The organism is Chamaesiphon polymorphus CCALA 037 (assembly GCF_003003845.1).
Taxonomy (GTDB): Bacteria; Cyanobacteriota; Cyanobacteriia; order Cyanobacteriales; family Chamaesiphonaceae; genus Chamaesiphon; species Chamaesiphon polymorphus.
Genome location: NZ_PVWO01000019.1, coordinates 1 through 16,278, shown reverse-complemented (window position 1 = coordinate 16,278; position 16,278 = coordinate 1). Strand labels below are relative to the sequence as shown.

At 44.4% G+C, this 16,278-nt stretch carries 19 protein-coding genes, 1 pseudogene and 1 CRISPR repeat array; of the genes and pseudogenes, 7 read left to right on the top strand and 13 right to left on the bottom strand.

What is annotated here, in order from left to right:
- Nucleotides 1–59: 59 nt before the first annotated feature.
- The 7 genes and pseudogenes from C7B77_RS02870 to C7B77_RS31625 all read right to left on the bottom strand — a co-directional run bounded on the left by C7B77_RS02870 (nt 60) and on the right by C7B77_RS31625 (nt 2,653).
- Nucleotides 60–857 carry an aspartyl/asparaginyl beta-hydroxylase domain-containing protein gene (locus C7B77_RS02870; RefSeq protein WP_106300129.1) on the bottom strand — a complete coding sequence of 266 codons (798 nt, stop codon included), beginning with the start codon at nt 855–857 and terminating at the stop codon, nt 60–62.
- 85 nt (nt 858–942) lie between these two features.
- A complete protein-coding gene (locus tag C7B77_RS02865) occupies nt 943–1,161 on the bottom strand; it encodes a DUF6887 family protein (protein ID WP_106300127.1) in 219 nt (72 codons plus the stop codon).
- Nucleotides 1,145–1,330, bottom strand: a complete 186-nt coding sequence (locus C7B77_RS02860; RefSeq protein WP_106300125.1) for a DUF6888 family protein — start codon at nt 1,328–1,330, stop codon at nt 1,145–1,147. The genes C7B77_RS02865 and C7B77_RS02860 overlap by 17 nt, the downstream gene beginning before the upstream one ends.
- A gap of 108 nt (nt 1,331–1,438) precedes the next feature.
- Entirely contained in the window at nt 1,439–1,777 is a 339-nt protein-coding gene (locus C7B77_RS02855; RefSeq protein ID WP_106300123.1) for a hypothetical protein, read from the bottom strand.
- A gap of 95 nt (nt 1,778–1,872) precedes the next feature.
- On the bottom strand, nt 1,873–2,121 hold the full coding sequence (locus C7B77_RS02850; protein WP_106300121.1) for a DUF4926 domain-containing protein: 249 nt from the start codon (nt 2,119–2,121) through the stop codon (nt 1,873–1,875).
- Nucleotides 2,122–2,129: 8 nt separating this feature from the next.
- Nucleotides 2,130–2,456 carry a DUF6883 domain-containing protein gene (locus C7B77_RS02845; RefSeq protein ID WP_106300119.1) on the bottom strand — a complete coding sequence of 109 codons (327 nt, stop codon included), beginning with the start codon at nt 2,454–2,456 and terminating at the stop codon, nt 2,130–2,132.
- A pseudogene (locus C7B77_RS31625) lies at nt 2,453–2,653 on the bottom strand (hypothetical protein). Before C7B77_RS31625 ends, C7B77_RS02845 begins: the two are co-directional and overlap by 4 nt.
- 98 nt (nt 2,654–2,751) lie before the next feature.
- Between C7B77_RS31625 and C7B77_RS02835 the strand changes: the two are divergent.
- The 3 genes from C7B77_RS02835 to C7B77_RS02825 are packed head-to-tail and all read left to right on the top strand — an operon-like array spanning nt 2,752 to nt 5,735.
- Nucleotides 2,752–4,221, top strand: coding sequence for a dihydroorotase (locus tag C7B77_RS02835; RefSeq protein ID WP_106300155.1), 1,470 nt, complete (start codon nt 2,752–2,754; stop codon nt 4,219–4,221).
- A gap of 51 nt (nt 4,222–4,272) precedes the next feature.
- Nucleotides 4,273–4,875: a Uma2 family endonuclease gene (locus tag C7B77_RS02830; protein ID WP_106300117.1), complete on the top strand. Its 603-nt coding sequence runs from the start codon at nt 4,273–4,275 to the stop codon at nt 4,873–4,875.
- Nucleotides 4,876–4,913: 38 nt separating this feature from the next.
- Nucleotides 4,914–5,735 carry an alpha/beta fold hydrolase gene (locus tag C7B77_RS02825; protein WP_106300115.1) on the top strand — a complete coding sequence of 274 codons (822 nt, stop codon included), beginning with the start codon at nt 4,914–4,916 and terminating at the stop codon, nt 5,733–5,735.
- A gap of 61 nt (nt 5,736–5,796) precedes the next feature.
- Here C7B77_RS02825 and C7B77_RS02820 read toward each other — a convergent pair whose 3' ends face one another.
- Nucleotides 5,797–6,246, bottom strand: a complete 450-nt coding sequence (locus C7B77_RS02820; RefSeq protein WP_106300153.1) for a RidA family protein — start codon at nt 6,244–6,246, stop codon at nt 5,797–5,799.
- A gap of 47 nt (nt 6,247–6,293) precedes the next feature.
- Entirely contained in the window at nt 6,294–6,719 is a 426-nt protein-coding gene (locus C7B77_RS02815; RefSeq protein ID WP_425430812.1) for a DUF3598 family protein, read from the bottom strand.
- 177 nt (nt 6,720–6,896) lie between these two features.
- Between C7B77_RS02815 and C7B77_RS02810 the strand changes: the two genes are divergently transcribed.
- Nucleotides 6,897–7,295: a nuclear transport factor 2 family protein gene (locus tag C7B77_RS02810; protein WP_106300151.1), complete on the top strand. Its 399-nt coding sequence runs from the start codon at nt 6,897–6,899 to the stop codon at nt 7,293–7,295.
- 184 nt (nt 7,296–7,479) lie between these two features.
- Here the strand turns inward: C7B77_RS02810 and C7B77_RS02805 are convergent, their stop codons facing one another.
- Nucleotides 7,480–8,496, bottom strand: coding sequence for a sulfate/molybdate ABC transporter ATP-binding protein (locus C7B77_RS02805; RefSeq protein ID WP_106300111.1), 1,017 nt, complete (start codon nt 8,494–8,496; stop codon nt 7,480–7,482).
- A gap of 887 nt (nt 8,497–9,383) precedes the next feature.
- On the opposite strand from C7B77_RS02805, the gene mutL reads away from it, so the two are divergent.
- Both mutL and C7B77_RS02795 read left to right on the top strand, forming a co-directional pair.
- Nucleotides 9,384–11,150 (top strand): DNA mismatch repair endonuclease MutL, encoded by a 1,767-nt coding sequence (mutL, locus tag C7B77_RS02800; RefSeq protein WP_106300109.1) that lies wholly within the window; start codon nt 9,384–9,386, stop codon nt 11,148–11,150.
- 231 nt (nt 11,151–11,381) lie between these two features.
- A complete protein-coding gene (locus C7B77_RS02795) occupies nt 11,382–12,287 on the top strand; it encodes a DUF4351 domain-containing protein (protein WP_106300107.1) in 906 nt (301 codons plus the stop codon).
- A 70-nt stretch (nt 12,288–12,357) separates the two neighbouring features.
- Here C7B77_RS02795 and C7B77_RS31815 read toward each other — a convergent pair whose 3' ends face one another.
- Together C7B77_RS31815 and C7B77_RS02785 are read right to left on the bottom strand one after the other, a co-directional pair.
- On the bottom strand, nt 12,358–12,717 hold the full coding sequence (locus C7B77_RS31815) for a hypothetical protein (RefSeq protein ID WP_106300105.1): 360 nt from the start codon (nt 12,715–12,717) through the stop codon (nt 12,358–12,360).
- Nucleotides 12,718–12,782: 65 nt separating this feature from the next.
- Nucleotides 12,783–13,466, bottom strand: a complete 684-nt coding sequence (locus tag C7B77_RS02785; RefSeq protein WP_106300103.1) for a DUF305 domain-containing protein — start codon at nt 13,464–13,466, stop codon at nt 12,783–12,785.
- Nucleotides 13,467–13,599: 133 nt separating this feature from the next.
- Here C7B77_RS02785 and rppA point away from each other — a divergent pair, with 133 nt between their 5' ends.
- On the top strand, nt 13,600–14,316 hold the full coding sequence (gene rppA / locus C7B77_RS02780; RefSeq protein WP_106300101.1) for a two-component system response regulator RppA: 717 nt from the start codon (nt 13,600–13,602) through the stop codon (nt 14,314–14,316).
- Between the two features lie 265 nt (nt 14,317–14,581).
- Nucleotides 14,582–15,286: direct repeats of the CRISPR family, unit length 37 nt; unit sequence GTCGCTAATCACTAAATCCCGCTTGCGGGACTGAAAC.
- Nucleotides 15,287–15,530: 244 nt separating this feature from the next.
- Here the strand turns inward: rppA and C7B77_RS02775 are convergent.
- A complete protein-coding gene (locus C7B77_RS02775) occupies nt 15,531–16,040 on the bottom strand; it encodes a gluconokinase (RefSeq protein WP_106300099.1) in 510 nt (169 codons plus the stop codon).
- Nucleotides 16,041–16,278 lie beyond the last annotated feature (238 nt).

Here is a 16,278-nt window from a genome sequence, read left to right as displayed (position 1 = left end):
TAATAATTAAATTTTCATCTTACAGACCCGACCGTTGGTTATCAATTATCAATTATCAATTAAGTCAAAGCTTTATCCCACTCTAATTGATGAGCCAAACCATACTTGATAAAATCTGATTCCTTAGCTCGATCGCTTTTACCAAACACGCCCAAACTGTAAGGATTATCTTGCATTCGTTCTTTCACCTGCTCTCGTTCAAATTGACTAGCTTTGGCTCGATCCCAATCGGGTTTAAAAAAGTCTACGACTAAAACAGTTCGATCGAACTCGGTATAATTATGCGGACAGTGGGGATAACTATGGTCTAACACCATAAATTTCCCTTCCTGCCAATATAATCGATCGTGACAGATTTTCATCGCCACATCTCCTTCTGGCACGATTAATCCCAGATAACCGCGATTCATGTGGGGGTTGTCATTGACATGCAGCTTGATATCTAAGCCAGAATGAAACGTTCCAAAATAGACATTTCTGAGGATATTATCTTCGATCGAGTTAACTGTTTCGATCGATAGAGCTAACTTAGGAAAATATTTCTCTCTTAATGCCAGTGCCTTACTTGCCGCTTCATCCGTTCCCCCATCGGGATATTGGATTTGATGCGATCGAATATATTGTTCGATAAACAGACCTTGAAACAAAATCCCAAAAGCACTATATTTAGATTTACCTTTGGTTTGGATAGTTTTACTTTTAGGGCCGAGCACATCGTAAGCTAACTTTAACTCTTCAGCAGTGGCATTCTGAGTAAAGTAAGTAAACTCATCGCGGATCGATCGCCAGTTGTCTTGAAAAGTTTGGAGGAAAGTAAATATATCTGGATCTAAATGATATTCATTGAAAGTTTCCATAATCCTGCCTCTAGAAGATGAAAATCAGAATCTACTATCTGATTTCTTACAATACATTTTTCTCTCAACTATCAGTCGTAACTGCCTAGCTTATTTCTCCAGTTTTAGTAATACTTTGTTGTACTAATCGATCGAGTCGAGCTAAGTCATCTGCTGTTACACCACCTTGATGTCTGTCGATTCCAGGTTCGCTTTTTAAGCGATCCATATAAATTCGTAAAGCATCCTCATCGTCTCGATGGGACAGCACATAAGATCTAAGCTCCTTACGTGGCATTGTTTGAAAATTAGGCTGTTGTGTCATTATCAAATTCCCAAAAACCGTTGTTGAAGATGGTTATCCCCAGCGACTCTCCTGCCAAAATATATATCTCTCCCCGTTCGGCATCAAACCGAAACAAGTGGATATCGGGATAAAAGCTAGACAAGGCTTGACACACTTGAATGCAAGCCATCTGTTCTGGGGTATGCATTGATGCAAGAGATATGATGGTTATTCTTAGTTTACTGTGAGCGGCTGTTTTCTGATCTGAGTGAGAATATCGTGGGTCGAGCTGAAGTATGACGATGCTGTTAAATCTTTACTCTTCTAAGATCTCATTACCGTCACCATCGCAAACCTTAGCCAACTCCATGAGTTCATCATGAATATCTGGTTCGCCATTCTTAAACTTCCAGTCGTTGCCCCGTACTTCCCACATGGCCACTAAACCGAGTAACTCAACCGCATTGGTAGCACTAAAGTAATTACCATTTTTCTCAGCTTGATAGTCAGGCATGTAAGGATGCCAATAATCTTTGGGGTTATCAATTTTTACGTATTCCAGCCACACCCGAAAGCCTTTAGCCTGAAGTGCAAGCAATGCGGGGAGCCGAGTGTTTCCAGCGGTACGAATGTGAACCCGCTCGTGATTTTCCATCTAAACTTTATTGACTAATAGATAATTCTGAATCTCGATCGAGTCATCCAGGACAATGGTAAAGCTGCGACCACAGACATCACACCTTCCAAAAGTCAAGTTGCTTTTGCCAAGGAGCGAACTGCTAAAATTTCATCAGATCTCAGCACTTCTACAACAGAGATGGGAACTGCGATCGTTGCAATAGATTCACCGAGCGCATTAAATACTTCTATCACACAGCCTTCTTCACCATTACTAGGGTGAGGTACAAAATCGACCAAAACTGCAATATCTCCAGCTCTGAGTCCATACTCTGGCAAGTCGCGAGTTAATGCCACCTCTTGATATAACTCGATCTCCATATTATTTATTACTCCTGACTAGGTTTGAGTGTCACAAACTGAAACTTGCCGTCAATCTGTCTTTGTAGCCAAACTGTAACAACCGATAGACTTACACCATTTGTACCGAGCAGATTTCCTCGAACTTGGTAAAAGGTGCCATACTCATTGGTTCTTTCTTCGATCGCTTCTGCTGCTATTGCCTGTACCTGAATAGCTAATTTTAACGCTTCTGCGTTTTCCAGCGTAAACCCAGCCTGAGCCAAAAACTTCGATTTATCATTTCGTGCTTTGGGCACTAATAGATACTGAGTGATTTTAGCGTCTGGAACGATCGAATCTTCAGGAATCCTCACATCAAGACCTCGCTGGCGATTTCTTGTCGCACCATTGCAGCCATTCGATCCCATTGTTCATCCTTCGTTGAGGCAAAACGAGCTTCCCAATTTTGCTCATCTTGCAATTCCTCCAAAAACCGAGACGCTATCGCATCTTGTTGTTCGGGGGGGAGTTGTTAGATTTGGGCGATTGCCTCTTGAAGCAGTTTTGTCATGGGTTCATCATAAGTAAACACTGCACGATGTTAGCATTATCTAATTCGATCGATATTAAAACTTAGACTGCTGTACTCATTCTAGCGTGAGGTCTATCGTGTCTGAAGCTCCTGACTTAGATCTGATTATCAAAAATGTGCGGGTAGTTCGTCCCCAGCAGGCAACTGTCGAACTGCTGGATGTGGGCATTAAGGATGGAAAATTCGCTCGGATTGCTCCAAATCTGAGCGTAGACGAGGGTAAAGAGGTATTTGATGGTAACAACCTCCTGGCGTTTCCTGGGGTGGTAGATGCCCACATGCACGTCGGCATCTATCAATCGCTCGATCGAGATGCGGTGACGGAAACCAAAGCAGCCGCAATAGGTGGCGTAACTACCAGCCTCAACTATATTCGGACGGGGCAGTATTATCTTAATAAAGGTGGTGCTTATAGAGATTTTTTCCCAGAAGTGTTGGCATTATCGGAAGGGAATTTTTTCGTCGATTATAGTTATCATGTCGCCCCGATTAGCTCGACGCATATCGATGAGATGCGATCGCTATTTGAAAATTATGGGATTGGGTCGTTTAAGATATTCATGTTTTATGGCGGTTATGGTTTGCATGGCATGTCAGACCAGCAAAACCTATTTTTGATGATTAATAAAGAGGAGAGATACGACCTCGCTCACTTTGAATTTATCATGCGCGGTCTGACCGAGCTGAGAGAATTGTATCCCGAATCTAGCGATCGATTGAGTCTGAGTCTGCATTGCGAAGTCGCCGAAATCCTCAATGCTTATACTAAAATCGTCCAGCAGGATACTAGCCTGACGGGTTTAAAAGCTTATAGTGCCGCTCGTCCGCCCCATTCAGAAGGGTTGGCAATTTGCATTGCTTCTTATTTAGCACACGAAACTAATTGTCTGAATATCAATCTCTTGCATCTGAGTTCTCGCAAAGCAGTAGAAGCAGCTTTGATGATGCAAACTATCTTTCCACATATCAATTTTCGCCGCGAAGTCACGATCGGGCATTTATTATTAGATGTAGATGCACCGACAGGTAAATGGGCAAAGGTCAACCCGCCAATTCGTCCCCGCGAGGATGTAGAGTACCTATGGCAAGCCGTACTCGATCGACAGATCGATTGGATTGTTAGCGATCATGCTTGTTGTGGTGCAGAACAGAAAGCCAGCCTCAAAGATCCGAATAATATTTGGTTGGCAAAATCGGGATTTGGTGGGACAGAATATCTACTTTCGGGTGTATTTAGTGAAGGTAGTAAGCGCGGAATATCTTACGATCGCATGGCAGAATTATTAAGTTGGAATCCGGCGCGCCGATTTGGGTTAGATGCCAAAGGTGATATCGCAGTTGGTTACGATGCCGATTTGGTGCTCTTAGATCCTACGGAAACCTTTGTCGTTCGGGCGGCTGAATCTGCATCGCAGCAGGGCTATACGCCCTTTGAAGGGATGGAATTGACGGGAAGAGTTAAAACAACCTTCTTGCGGGGGAGGCGGATTTTCGATCGGGGCGAGATAATAGGCGTTCCCAGTGGACGTTATTTAAACCGTCGATGAGAATATGATGGGATAGGATAAGAAAAATTGGTTCGGTACGGGGGCAAGAAGATGTTGCAAACAGAGACAAAATCGATATCTTTTACTGAATTTGTGGAATGGAAACCAGATGGGAGAAATTATGAGTTGCATGATGGAGTAATTATCGAAATGCAGCCCAAAGGAAAGCATGAGGAAATAATTGGCTTTTTAAATACAGAATTCACCCTACAATTTCGCCTTCTGAAGTTGCCATATTTAATTCCCAAACAAGTATTAGTTAAAGTCTTAGATCGAGAAACATGCTACTCTCCCGATGTCCTAGTTTTAAATAGAAACAACTTAACAAACGAACCTTTGTGGGAGAAATGTTCTACAGTACAAGATAGTAATTCAATCCCTCTGACAGTAGAAGTTGTCAGTAGTAATTGGCGAGACGATTACTTAAGTAAGGTTAGAGACTATGAAGAAATCGGTATCTGTGAATATTGGATCGTCGATTATTTGGGACTAGGTGGTATTCGGTATATCGGTAATCCGAAACAACCTACTATTTCTATTTACCACTTAATCGATCGAGAATACCAAGTTACTCAGTTTAAAGATAATGACCTTATTGTTTCTCCCACTTTCCCCGAACTACAGTTGACAGTAGCACAAATTTTGAATTGCTAGATTGTTAGATCGATCGAGTCCAAGTTTATATAAATATTATGAACGCGAAAATTAAGCGAGCATTTTTAGACACAGAAGATGGTCAAATTCTGTATCGCATCGGCGGCGAAGGCGAACCGCTCTTGTTACTGCATATGAACCCCCGCAGCAGCGATGAATATCGTGAGTTGATGCCGATATTTGCGAAAACAAGGCGAGTCATTGCGATGGATTTGATGGGCTTTGGCGACTCGGATAAGCCCCCCAGAATGTATACAATTGCCGACTATGCAAAAACAGTAATTGCCCTGTTGGATGAATTAGGGATCGAAAAAACTAGTATTTTTGGCAATCATACAGGTGCTTTTATCGCGGGAGAATTTGCGGCAGCTTATCCCGATCGAATCGATCGACTAATATTAGGTAATGTAGCAGGTTTCGGGCAAGACGGAAAATCGGAACTATTTAGAAGATTTGAGGAAGGTTTTAAAATCGAAGCCGATGGCTCGCATTTGATGCAAAGATGGTTAGCGCGTTCTCGATATGTCGGCTCTGCGGAATTAAATCATCGGTGGGTATTAGACGATCTCAAATGTTTTGGCGATCCTTTATATGCAGTTTGGGCAGTAGGTAATTACTGTCTAGAAGCTGACGCAAGATTTCGATCGATCGAGTGTCCGACGCTGATTATCTGGGGACTAGATGATATGCAGGAATTTGAAAACCAAAGTTTAGCAAAAGTTAACGATCGATTATTTCTATCGCAAGCAATTCCGCATGGTAAAGTTGTCGAATTCGAGCGAGGTACGATTTGCATGATGAATCAGATACCTGAAGAAGTATCGCAGGTTGTCATCGAATTTCTGAATGATTCAGAATAAGCGATATCGCAGCAACATATCCCCGACTTCTCTGAGAAGTCGGGGATATATCCTGGTACGATTAACTCCCCAGCACAGCCGTACACTTAATTTCTACAATTAATCCTGGTGTCGATAAGGCAGTTATTCCTACCCCCGTCCAAGTTGGGAATTTATTAGTAAAATAACGATCCTTGACTTGAATAAATAGCGGTAAATGTGGAATCGTAAACTGTTGCTGTTCTGAATTACTAACTCGATCGTCGTCAAGATTGACTCCGGTGACATGATAAGTAATCATCTCTACCACGTCATCAAAAGTAGCTCCCGCTGCCGAAAGTACCTTCTTCACATTCTCAAAAGTCTGGACGAATTGGGCTTCCGTTCCCGCTACTACCTGTAAATTTTCATCCCGTCCCACCTGTCCTGAAATATACAAGGTATTTCCGACCTTAATTCCAGGACAGTAATGATATTTCTCATACAATATTTCCATTCCTTTAGGAATAATAACTTCTCGATTGATACTCATTTTTGTTATTATCAACTATTAACTATCAACTATCGACGATCGACTAATTAACGCATTCGTTCCTCTTGAATTAGAGTACGTCGATCGAGTTTGTTATCCTTAAACCAATGCCAAGTCCGCGCGCGATAATTATTGCAGGGACTGATTTGAATCATCTCATGCAAACTCATCCCTGGAACTCCTTTATAAGAAAACTGTAAAATAATCGTCCAATCGTCAACTTCCCAAGCTTTACCATCAACTCGATCGGTATCGAACCATAAAGCTTTGTCGTGATAACTTCCAGGAAACTTGTACTCTTCGTACTTACCATCAGCCCAAGTGTAGCGATTGGTTTGATAATACGGAAATTCACCATCGAGGGGAAATTCACAAGTTAAGTGCGATTGATGTCGATCGAGAATGTTGCCCTGAAGATCGACTACTATATACGTACCGATCCAATCTCCAGCATGGCGGATCAAAACTGGCATTTCTGCTTGAATGGAAGTCACTGGCGGTACTCCTTGGGGATGAATACTTCACACGCACAACCTCAGATAGAGCGTGCGGATTTAACTTTCGATCGAGTGTTTGAGAATCGATCGACATCGCTGTAGTAAATCACGATTTTCATATTCTATAGTACTAATTTTATAAGGATGGTGGCAATGAGTGCAGAACCAGAAAATACTTTAAAAATCGCTCATCAGGCATTTGCACATCTCCAGCATGGCTTGGCAACATCAGATTGGCATCCGATGTTAGATCTGCTTACTGAAGACTTTACTTTTTGGTTTCCTGTGGGTGCATATCACGGGTTAAATGTTGGTAAAGAGAGAGCGCAAGCTTTTTTTCAACATGTCTCGGAAGTGTTCGGCACAACCATCAAAGTTACCAGCCTAGAGCGCGTTACGAGTAATGAGACTACGGTTGTCTTTGAGTTCCGCGATGAGGGGCTGATGTTTGGCGAACCTTATGCAAATCGCATTGCGGTATCTTTTGATGTGCGGGGAGACAAGATTTGCGGCTATCGAGAATACTTTGGGAGCGATGGTAAATCGAATTAGTGTAGAAACGCTAAGTATCATTAGTTTGGGATAAGGATTTTCGAGTAATACCTCTTGGCTTTGTTTCTGCGTCGATAATATTAAGTAGGGACAATTCATAAATTGCCCCTACTCATATTACCGATCGCAAATACAATCTTACAAATGATTTAGCAATACTATATTGCAGGCGATCGACAAATAATTAAATTGAGAAATCAACTGGAAAAGATTTAGCAGCTTTAGGCTTGACAAACACCTGCTGTTGGGGTTCGAGTTGCAGCTTGTCAAAGTGTTCCCTGCTCAGATGTGCGGTAATTAATTGCCCGTCAGCTAGAGTTAATTCTGCTTGAACTTCCGAGCCGAGATGAGTCAAACGTTGAACTTTGGCAGCAACAGTATTACTGCTCGATCCGGTTTCGATCGCGATATCTTGAGGACGGATAAATATTTCGGAATTGGTAGGTGCAAAACTATGATATTGGAAGATATTTGCGCTACTGGCTAAGATATTTACTGGCCCGATAAAACCCATCACAAACGCATTAGCCGGACGATTGTAGATTTCGGCGGGAGTGCCGACTTGTTCGATACGTCCTTTATTCATGATGACAATTTTATCGGCGACTTCCATTGCATCCGATCGATCGTGGGTGACAAATACCGTCGTGACACGAGATCGTTCGTGGAGTTGCCGCAACCAGGCGCGTAAATCTTTGCGGACTCTGGCATCTAGTGCGCCAAATGGTTCGTCTAGGAGGAGAATTTTGGGTTCGATGGCTAAGGCTCTAGCTAATGCGACGCGTTGGCGTTGTCCGCCGGAAAGTTGGGCGGGATAGCGATCTCCTAAGCCGCTGAGTTGGATTAAGTCTAAGAGTTCGGCGACTTTTTTTTCGATCTTTGAGGCGGAGATCGATCGAATCTCTAGTCCGAAGGCGATATTTTGGCCGATCGTCAGATGTTTGAATAAGGCATAATTTTGAAAGACAAAGCCGATATTGCGTTCTCGCACGCTTTGTTTGGTAGCGTCTTTTCCTGCTAGCCACAGCCGTCCTTCGTCTGGAGTTTCTAATCCAGAGATCAGTCTCAAGAGGGTCGATTTACCCGAACCGGAAGGGCCGAGCAGGGCAATCAGCGAACCTTGGGCGATTTCGAGATTTACACGCTCGACCGCTTGGAAGTTGCCAAAGCTTTTAGAGATATTTTCTACTGCAATTCCCACAATCTTTTCTCGTTGGTGTAGTCTCTACTGGAGAGCCTGTACGGGCGATCGTTGGCTCAGTCGCTCCTGGGGGAGAATCGAACTACAGTATCTTAGCATCGGTCGATTACCTCCGATACCCGACTATCTACGTTTTCAATAGTTTTTATGTATTAGTGCAAGATGCGAGTATACTAATATGAGGACACTATTCTTTCTAAATTAGTAGCTATGTCAGATCTCGATCGCGGCATCATGAAGTTCAAAGGGGCAGATACGCCCGTAGCCATCGCTATCTCTTCGACGCTGGTATTGGGTGGAATTATTTTCCTAGTCGTCTGGGCGTTGAAGCACGCTTACGCTGTTTAGAGACATTTATCGGCTTCGAGTGAGGGTGGTCTAGACGGCCTATTTGCTCTGTCGTTAGTGCGTAGATCCTTGGGTGAATAGCTCATGCGGAGATCTACCCACCCCGCCCTTTGGGCACCCCTCCTTGGAGGGGATTTTTCCATCAGCCTTACCCTTATAAGGGTAAGGGCGTAAGAAAAGCCACCCCCTTTATAGAATGTATTCGAGATCCTTGCAGGAGAAATCGATTGTCTATGTTTATGGAACTGTAGGGGCGGGTTTATGCTAGCGGATATCGATGTTACTGTTCGATCTCAAACAAACCCGCCCTCCCCACTAGAAGATCTCAAATGGTTTCTATAAGTGGGTTTAGGGGGTAACACCAGCCCCGCCGAAGCCCAGCATCCCAAACAGCAAAACAGGCGGTTGGGTAAGCCTATAGCATTCAAAAACAAAATAATTTTGTCCGCTAAAATGGACGACTAGATCCAAACCTAATGGTAGGAGCAACATCAATTGCCCCTACCATTCTTTGCCAGTAACCCCAGAAACGCTCTCTAATGCCGATTCACACCCTCCCTCTCGACGTCATTCACCTCATTGCTGCTGGAGAAGTTATTGACTCTCTGGGGGCGGTGGTGCGCGAACTGTGTGAAAATGCGATCGATGCGGGGGCTACGCGAATTACCGTGTCGTTATTTCCCGATCGCTGGCGGATTCGGGTAGCTGATAATGGCAGTGGGATCGAATTAGCCGATTTGCAACAAGCGGCGACGGCTCATAGTACGAGTAAAATTGACGATCGAGACGATCTATTTCACATTACTAGTTTGGGATTTCGGGGGGAAGCTCTGCATAGTTTGGCACAGCTTGCCAATCTGGAGATTTACAGTCGTCCTCGCCATAGTTGCGATGGTTGGCATTTAGTTTACAACCATCAGGGTGAAGTCGTGCGCCAACAAGAAGTCGCGATCGCACCGGGGACGGCAATTGATGTCGAAGATCTGTTTGGCGAGTGGGAAGCTAGACGGGAGGGTTTGCCCACTCTTAACTGTCAACTGCGTCAAGTACAGGCGGTCATCTATCATCTGGCTCTGTGCCATCCCCATGTGAATTGGACGGTCGAACAACAGCATCGTCCGTGGTTTCAGATTATCGGTGCTAAAACCACACAGCAAATTATCCCCCAATTATTGCCAAAAGTGCGGGTGGACGATCTTCAGCATGTAGAGCTAACAGTTCGCCCCCTCAACCAGCTTAAAGAACGCCTCGAATTAGAGTTGCAACAGGAGCAAGCGGCGAGTCAAATCTACCGCGCTATTGCGGCACCAAAATTGAGTGCTGCACCTGAAGAGGAGTCGAAAATTCAGTTGACTTTGGGTTTGCCCGATCGATGCCATCGTCATCGGTTAGACTGGGTGAAGGTTGCCGTCAACGGTCGGATTGTCAGAGCACCAGAATTGGAACAAACGATCGTCAGTGGCTTGGCACGAACATTACCACGCGATCGATACCCCATCTGCTTTTTACACCTTCAGATTCCGCCGCACTACATCGACTGGAATCGCCATCCCGCCAAAGTGGAAATCTATCTCCAGCAGGTAGAATACTGGCAAGCTCAAGTAGCGCAAGCACTCGATCGAGCATTAAATCTTCAGGCTGAAACCGATGATGACGATCGATCCAGTCGCATCGGTAAATTGCTTGCAGTCGCCGAACAGCAAGGAGCTTATCACATTTCGCAAAGATCGATCGTCAATACCAATGATGGGGATGGTTTGGGCTTACTCGAATTGCGCGCTGTCGGACAAGTCCTGAATACTTATATCATCGCCGAACATACCGATGGCCTGTGGCTGGTAGAGCAACATATCGCTCACGAGCGGGTGTTATACGAGCAAATAGCCAATGCTTGGCAGCTTTTACCACTCGAACCGCCAATTATTCTCTCGCAACTGTCAGAGCGGCAAATAGCGCAATTACAGCAGATCGAAATTACGATCGATCCCTTTGGCGAAGGCTTGTGGGCGATTCGCACGGCCCCCGCACCCCTATTAATGCGCGAAGATATCGCGGCGGCAATTACCGAACTCAGTCTGGGTGGCGATTTGCAAGCCGCTCAAGTCGCCGTTGCCTGTCGCTGTGCGATTCGCAATGGCACACCGCTAAGTTTACCAGAGATGCAAAGTTTACTCGATCGCTGGCAACGCACCCGCAATCCGCGCACCTGTCCGCACGGGCGACCGATTTATCTGGCATTCAAAGAAAGCAGTCTAGCTCGATCTTTCCGCCGTCATTGGGTAATCGGTAAAAGTCACGGTATTTAGGACATTACTTACTCGTCGATTTAATTAGCGAACTTAGCATTAAGTTGTAGCAAACTTTAGATACTCGATCGATGGTTTCAACAATACTCGATCGCGATGAAATTTAGATAAAACTCACCAAAATTTGCTGTTATTAGTCTGGCAATTGAAACTGCTAGCTATCGATCGACAATTTCTAGACCTCGCTGTTACATAACTGAGCTAAAATTACAAAGATAGCTCGATCGATATATGTCTCAGTTTCCTCACGACCAGTTTGCCAAAGATTTACTCGAAAGTTTGCTCTCCCCATTTGGGAAAGTTGAAACCGACCGTAAAATTAGCGGCGAAGTCCGCGAAATTGATGTTTGTTTTTTCCCTAACGCCGATGTCGCAAATCTCCCCAGTCTAGGATTACTGAGCAAATTAGCCGTAACAGGGGCTGCATTCGAGCCATTCCGCAATCCCGTCAGTGCCGATGAGATTCGCAGTTGCGAAGCCAAACTATTCGATCTCCACTCAGAACTCAATCGCCACTCCAAACGCCAACAACAGCGCAAGCAAGATGATTCTCTATTGCCCATGCTCTGGATTCTTACGCCCACGTTAGCAACGGCAACTTTAGAGAGTTTTGGTGCTATAACTGATGTAGAAGTCTGGGGGAATGGGGTATATTTATTCCCACCCGGACAAAAGACAGGGATAGTGGTGATTCACCAATTACCAGAGATACCCGATACTCTCTGGCTGAGAATCCTCGGTAAGCACAAGGTACAACAACGAGCCGTTGAAGAAATCAATAGACTCGATGCCACTAGTCCCTACCGACAGAATGCACTGAAGCTACTCTCAGATTTGATGGTGGTGTTAGCCGCAAGACAAGATCGAAATAACCGCGAAACGGAGTTACTAATGAGTCTGAGAACTTCTGCAATTTATCTAGAACAAATCGAGAAAATTACCAGAGAGGCTGTAGCACGAGCGCGTACAGACGAAGCGAGAGTTTTTGTTCTCAAGCAGCTTACTCGGAAGCTGGGTAGTTTATCGCCAGAATTGACTGAAAAGGTGAGTGAGTTGAGTCTCGATCGATTGGAGACTCTCGGTGAAGATTTATTGGATTTTCAGGCGGTAGGCGATCTAGAAAATTGGTTGGGATAATCGATCGATATCTAGCGAGGGAAAAGATTAGACATCATGAATAACACTATTAAAAATAAAACTCACTTGTCTAAGTCGCGATCGCAATCTCGCTAGGATGTATACCCCAATTTATCCAGGTAATTGCCAACTCTGCACTATCTATTTCTGGCGGTACCCGTAAGACATGAATATGTCCAGTACTGGGACAAATCATATTAGTAATCCCATTGCTGCCCAATCTTAGACTCGCAAGTTTAGTTAATTTAAAAATACTATCAGGTAGGTTTGTCAAGCAATTACCAGCCAAGCCTAGATGAACCAAATTAGTTAAGCAACCAATACTATCTGGTATATGTGTTAATAACCGATCGTCCAAGGAAAATGTAGTTGCATTTGATTCTATAGCTTCAGCAATTTTAGCTTCGACTTCTTGATTAGTTAATCTCATATTTTCATGTTTAAGCTCAATAGCCAAAGTAGCTAAATATAAAATCAGCAATTCTCAATTCTCAATTACTTCCCATACCATGCTTGTCGCCATTGAGTCATGCGATCGATCTCCGATTGTTGAGATTTGATGATACCTTGAGCGAGTTTTGTTAACTCTGGACGTTTGGATTTTTTTAATGAATCCTGACTCATCGTTAATGCCCCTTGATGGTGGGGAATCATCGCATCGAGAAACCGTTTGTCAAAACCAGCATCAGCTTTACCCAACGACATACTCATCATCATCGACTGTTTGTGTTCGGCAGTCATTGGCATTTCGTGATTCATCGCAGCGTGCCACATTATTGGTGTTGCCGATACTTTTGGATACCATTGCTTGCGCCATTGCTGCATCTGCGCGATTTCTTTTTTTTGCTCGGTAATGATGCTTTTTGCGAATTTAATTAGTTCGGGTCGTTTGGATTTTTGGATTACTTCCTGCGCCATCACCAAGGCACCCTGATGATGGGGAACCATACTATCGATAAATCGCAGATCGTAGTTGGCATCAGCAGGGCCAACATCCATACCATGATTCATCGTGCTACCGTGGTTCATGCCACCATGATTCATCATCCCCTCTGAGTTTTGAGCGATGGTTGAATTTGGACTATGATTGAGTGTCAGACCAGCGATCGCGACAGAACCAAGACCGAGCATTCCCACCAAGATGGCGACCGGGGCGAACGAGCGATTTTTAGGATTCATAAATTGTCGATAGAATAGTAACAATCTTGCTTTACTACCATCTTAAAGCGAGGGGATGAAATTTAGATGAAACGATCGGTCGATCGAGACTTTAGCCGATTTTAAACTAGTTATTAGACTACCGATCTCCAGTATGAAAATTTTACTAATTGAAGACGAGCCAGACTTAGGGGCGATCGTTCAAAAAAGCCTCGCTCATCATCAATACATTGTCGATTGGGTAGTCGATGGTAAAACTGGCTGGGAATATCTCGCCAACGATCGTTTGCGTAGCGTCTCGGCACGAGAATCTACTTACTCCCTGGCGATTATCGATTGGATGTTGCCCAAAATCTCTGGCATCGAGCTGTGTCAACGCTTACGTGCCGAAAAATATACACTGCCCATTCTGATGCTCACCGCTCGCGATCGAATGGAAGATAAAATCGCTGGATTGGACGCTGGAGCCGACGACTACCTAGTCAAACCCTTTGGGATGGAAGAACTCCTCGCCAGAATCCGCGCCCTCCAGCGGCGCGCGCAGGTGTTTCAGGCAGAGCGTTTGCAGGTGGGCAATCTAAGACTAGACTACGATAAGAACGCGATCGCGATCGCCAATCGTCAAGGCACCGAAACCGCGATCGGTCTGACTGCCAAAGAATTTCAACTGTTAGAATATCTCATGCAACATCCCGATCGCACCCTCACCCACGACCAAATTCGCAACCGCGTCTGGGCATTTGACTCCGAATCTACCAGCAACGTCGTCGCCGCCCAAATTCGTCTCCTCCGCAAGAAGTTAGCCGAATCCGGTTGCGAAAACCCGATCGAAACTGTACGTGGATTTGGTTATCGATTGAATTCTTTCTAAAGCAGTGGTAAGAATTTCCTCATCAACCCGATCTCGCTATCGCGGGAAGTTCTAGGTGCGATCGCATCATATTCTGGCGAACCTATAGCGAGGTAATTTTCCCTAGGAGGTTTGCCAAAATGACAGAACCTTGACAACTACATAGTTTGAGCCGATCGGACAGTAGACTATATAATAGTTTGAGGACTGTTAAAGGCGATCGCCGAAGAGGTTTGCCAAACAGGGCAATTTAACCTATGCTCTGAGAGCCTTTCATCTTCAAGGGGTCGCTAATCACTAAATCCCGCTTGCGGGACTGAAACTAGCGATCGAGTTTGAGTTTGAGGATTTCTCTAGAAGTCGCTAATCACTAAATCCCGCTTGCGGGACTGAAACACAAGTTATTGTATATGGGGTTTGTTTATGCACGTCGCTAATCACTAAATCCCGCTTGCGGGACTGAAACAAGCAATCAATTATTAATAGAAGCTCATACTTCACATGGTCGCTAATCACTAAATCCCGCTTGCGGGACTGAAACCTCTCAAAAAAATGATTACGATCTTGATAATCAACAAAGTCGCTAATCACTAAATCCCGCTTGCGGGACTGAAACGATAGTGATGTAGATTTAATCTATTTAATTATGCCGATGTCGCTAATCACTAAATCCCGCTTGCGGGACTGAAACTGCGGTAATTGCTCTGAATCATTAGCACTTCGTAAAGCGTCGCTAATCACTAAATCCCGCTTGCGGGACTGAAACTTTGTCCCACCCGCTTACACCTCCAAAAGTTGCTCTAGGTCGCTAATCACTAAATCCCGCTTGCGGGACTGAAACCGGGGAACATCGATTCAATTACGTTCGATCGATGACGTCGCTAATCACTAAATCCCGCTTGCGGGACTGAAACGATTGCATTACTAATGCCTCTAAACCCTTTGATACTAGTTGTCGCTAATCACTAAATCCCGCTTGCGGGACTGAAACCTATGTTGTTACCTGGGCACTAGTACTCGACGGCATAAGTAAAGCAACCATTGCCTATACTCTACCTCTACTCTCCCAACTCCCAACTCCCAACTCCCAACTCCCCACAAAATAGTAACTAGATTTACGCCGTAGACTACTAGGACGGTACTACTAAATAATGTTGGTAAAGCGATCGCTTAAAATAATACCGATCGTATTTTTTAGAGTTCTAAATGCCTGCATTTTTAGTCCGAGTGTCCCACTAATGGCTGGCGTGAATTGAAATTTTCCGATCGATCTCTCGGACGATCGAGTCTACATCTGTTTCGATATCGATATCGATTTGAATTGCCTCATCTGATGAAGGCTCTTCCAATATCTCAAATTGGCTTTTGAGCAGATCGACTTTGGCAAAATGTGCTTTGCGCTCTTGCAATCGCTTGGCAATCAGATCGTAACTGCCTTTAAGATAGACAAATCTTACCGCCGGATCGTTATCGCCCAGGGCAATTCGGTAACGATGCTTGAGTGCAGAGCAGGCGAGTACGGTGGTTCGATCTGTATCTAGCCAGTGTCGAATTAGGGTGCGAAGGGTTTGCAACCAGGGACTGCGATCCTCATCGGTAAGGGCTTCACCTTGAGATATTTTGGTCTTATTGGTATCGGAGTGAAAATCGTCAGCATCGATATATTGCCAATGATTGGCGTCGGCTAAAGCTTTGGCGATCGTGCTTTTACCAGAACCAGCGACTCCCAAGACGATAATTATCACGATCGATGCTTCCTAAATTATTACAATATTTCCGCATGGCGCGATCGGATCTTGGCAATTAGGCTTGATGCCGTAACCCAACCAACACCTATATTCTAGTGAAAATTAAGGAATGTAATTTTTTCTGCCATCGATAAGAGATGGTGTGCAGTTGAGGATTATGATGAGAAAAATTGTAAAGTTTCGTAAGAAAGAGCAGTTATATCATATGCCTATTCCTGTCTCTTATACACATCTC

Excerpts from the sequence above, each read along its gene's own strand:
- C7B77_RS02855 (WP_106300123.1), bottom strand. The coding sequence starts at position 1,777 with ATGGAAAATCACGAGCGGGTTCACATTCGTACCGCTGGAAACACTCGG.
- C7B77_RS31815 (WP_106300105.1), bottom strand. The coding sequence starts at position 12,717 with ATGAGATTAACTAATCAAGAAGTCGAAGCTAAAATTGCTGAAGCTATA.
- C7B77_RS02795 (WP_106300107.1), top strand. The coding sequence starts at position 11,382 with ATGTCTCAGTTTCCTCACGACCAGTTTGCCAAAGATTTACTCGAAAGT.
- rppA (WP_106300101.1), top strand. The coding sequence starts at position 13,600 with ATGAAAATTTTACTAATTGAAGACGAGCCAGACTTAGGGGCGATCGTT.
- C7B77_RS02860 (WP_106300125.1), bottom strand. The coding sequence starts at position 1,330 with ATGCATACCCCAGAACAGATGGCTTGCATTCAAGTGTGTCAAGCCTTG.
- C7B77_RS02870 (WP_106300129.1), bottom strand. The coding sequence starts at position 857 with ATGGAAACTTTCAATGAATATCATTTAGATCCAGATATATTTACTTTC.
- C7B77_RS02825 (WP_106300115.1), top strand. The coding sequence starts at position 4,914 with ATGAACGCGAAAATTAAGCGAGCATTTTTAGACACAGAAGATGGTCAA.
- C7B77_RS02850 (WP_106300121.1), bottom strand. The coding sequence starts at position 2,121 with ATGGAGATCGAGTTATATCAAGAGGTGGCATTAACTCGCGACTTGCCA.
- C7B77_RS02815 (WP_425430812.1), bottom strand. The coding sequence starts at position 6,719 with ATGCCAGTTTTGATCCGCCATGCTGGAGATTGGATCGGTACGTATATA.
- C7B77_RS02820 (WP_106300153.1), bottom strand. The coding sequence starts at position 6,246 with ATGAGTATCAATCGAGAAGTTATTATTCCTAAAGGAATGGAAATATTG.
- C7B77_RS02865 (WP_106300127.1), bottom strand. The coding sequence starts at position 1,161 with ATGACACAACAGCCTAATTTTCAAACAATGCCACGTAAGGAGCTTAGA.
- C7B77_RS02785 (WP_106300103.1), bottom strand. The coding sequence starts at position 13,466 with ATGAATCCTAAAAATCGCTCGTTCGCCCCGGTCGCCATCTTGGTGGGA.
- C7B77_RS02830 (WP_106300117.1), top strand. The coding sequence starts at position 4,273 with ATGTTGCAAACAGAGACAAAATCGATATCTTTTACTGAATTTGTGGAA.
- mutL (WP_106300109.1), top strand. The coding sequence starts at position 9,384 with ATGCCGATTCACACCCTCCCTCTCGACGTCATTCACCTCATTGCTGCT.
- C7B77_RS02810 (WP_106300151.1), top strand. The coding sequence starts at position 6,897 with ATGAGTGCAGAACCAGAAAATACTTTAAAAATCGCTCATCAGGCATTT.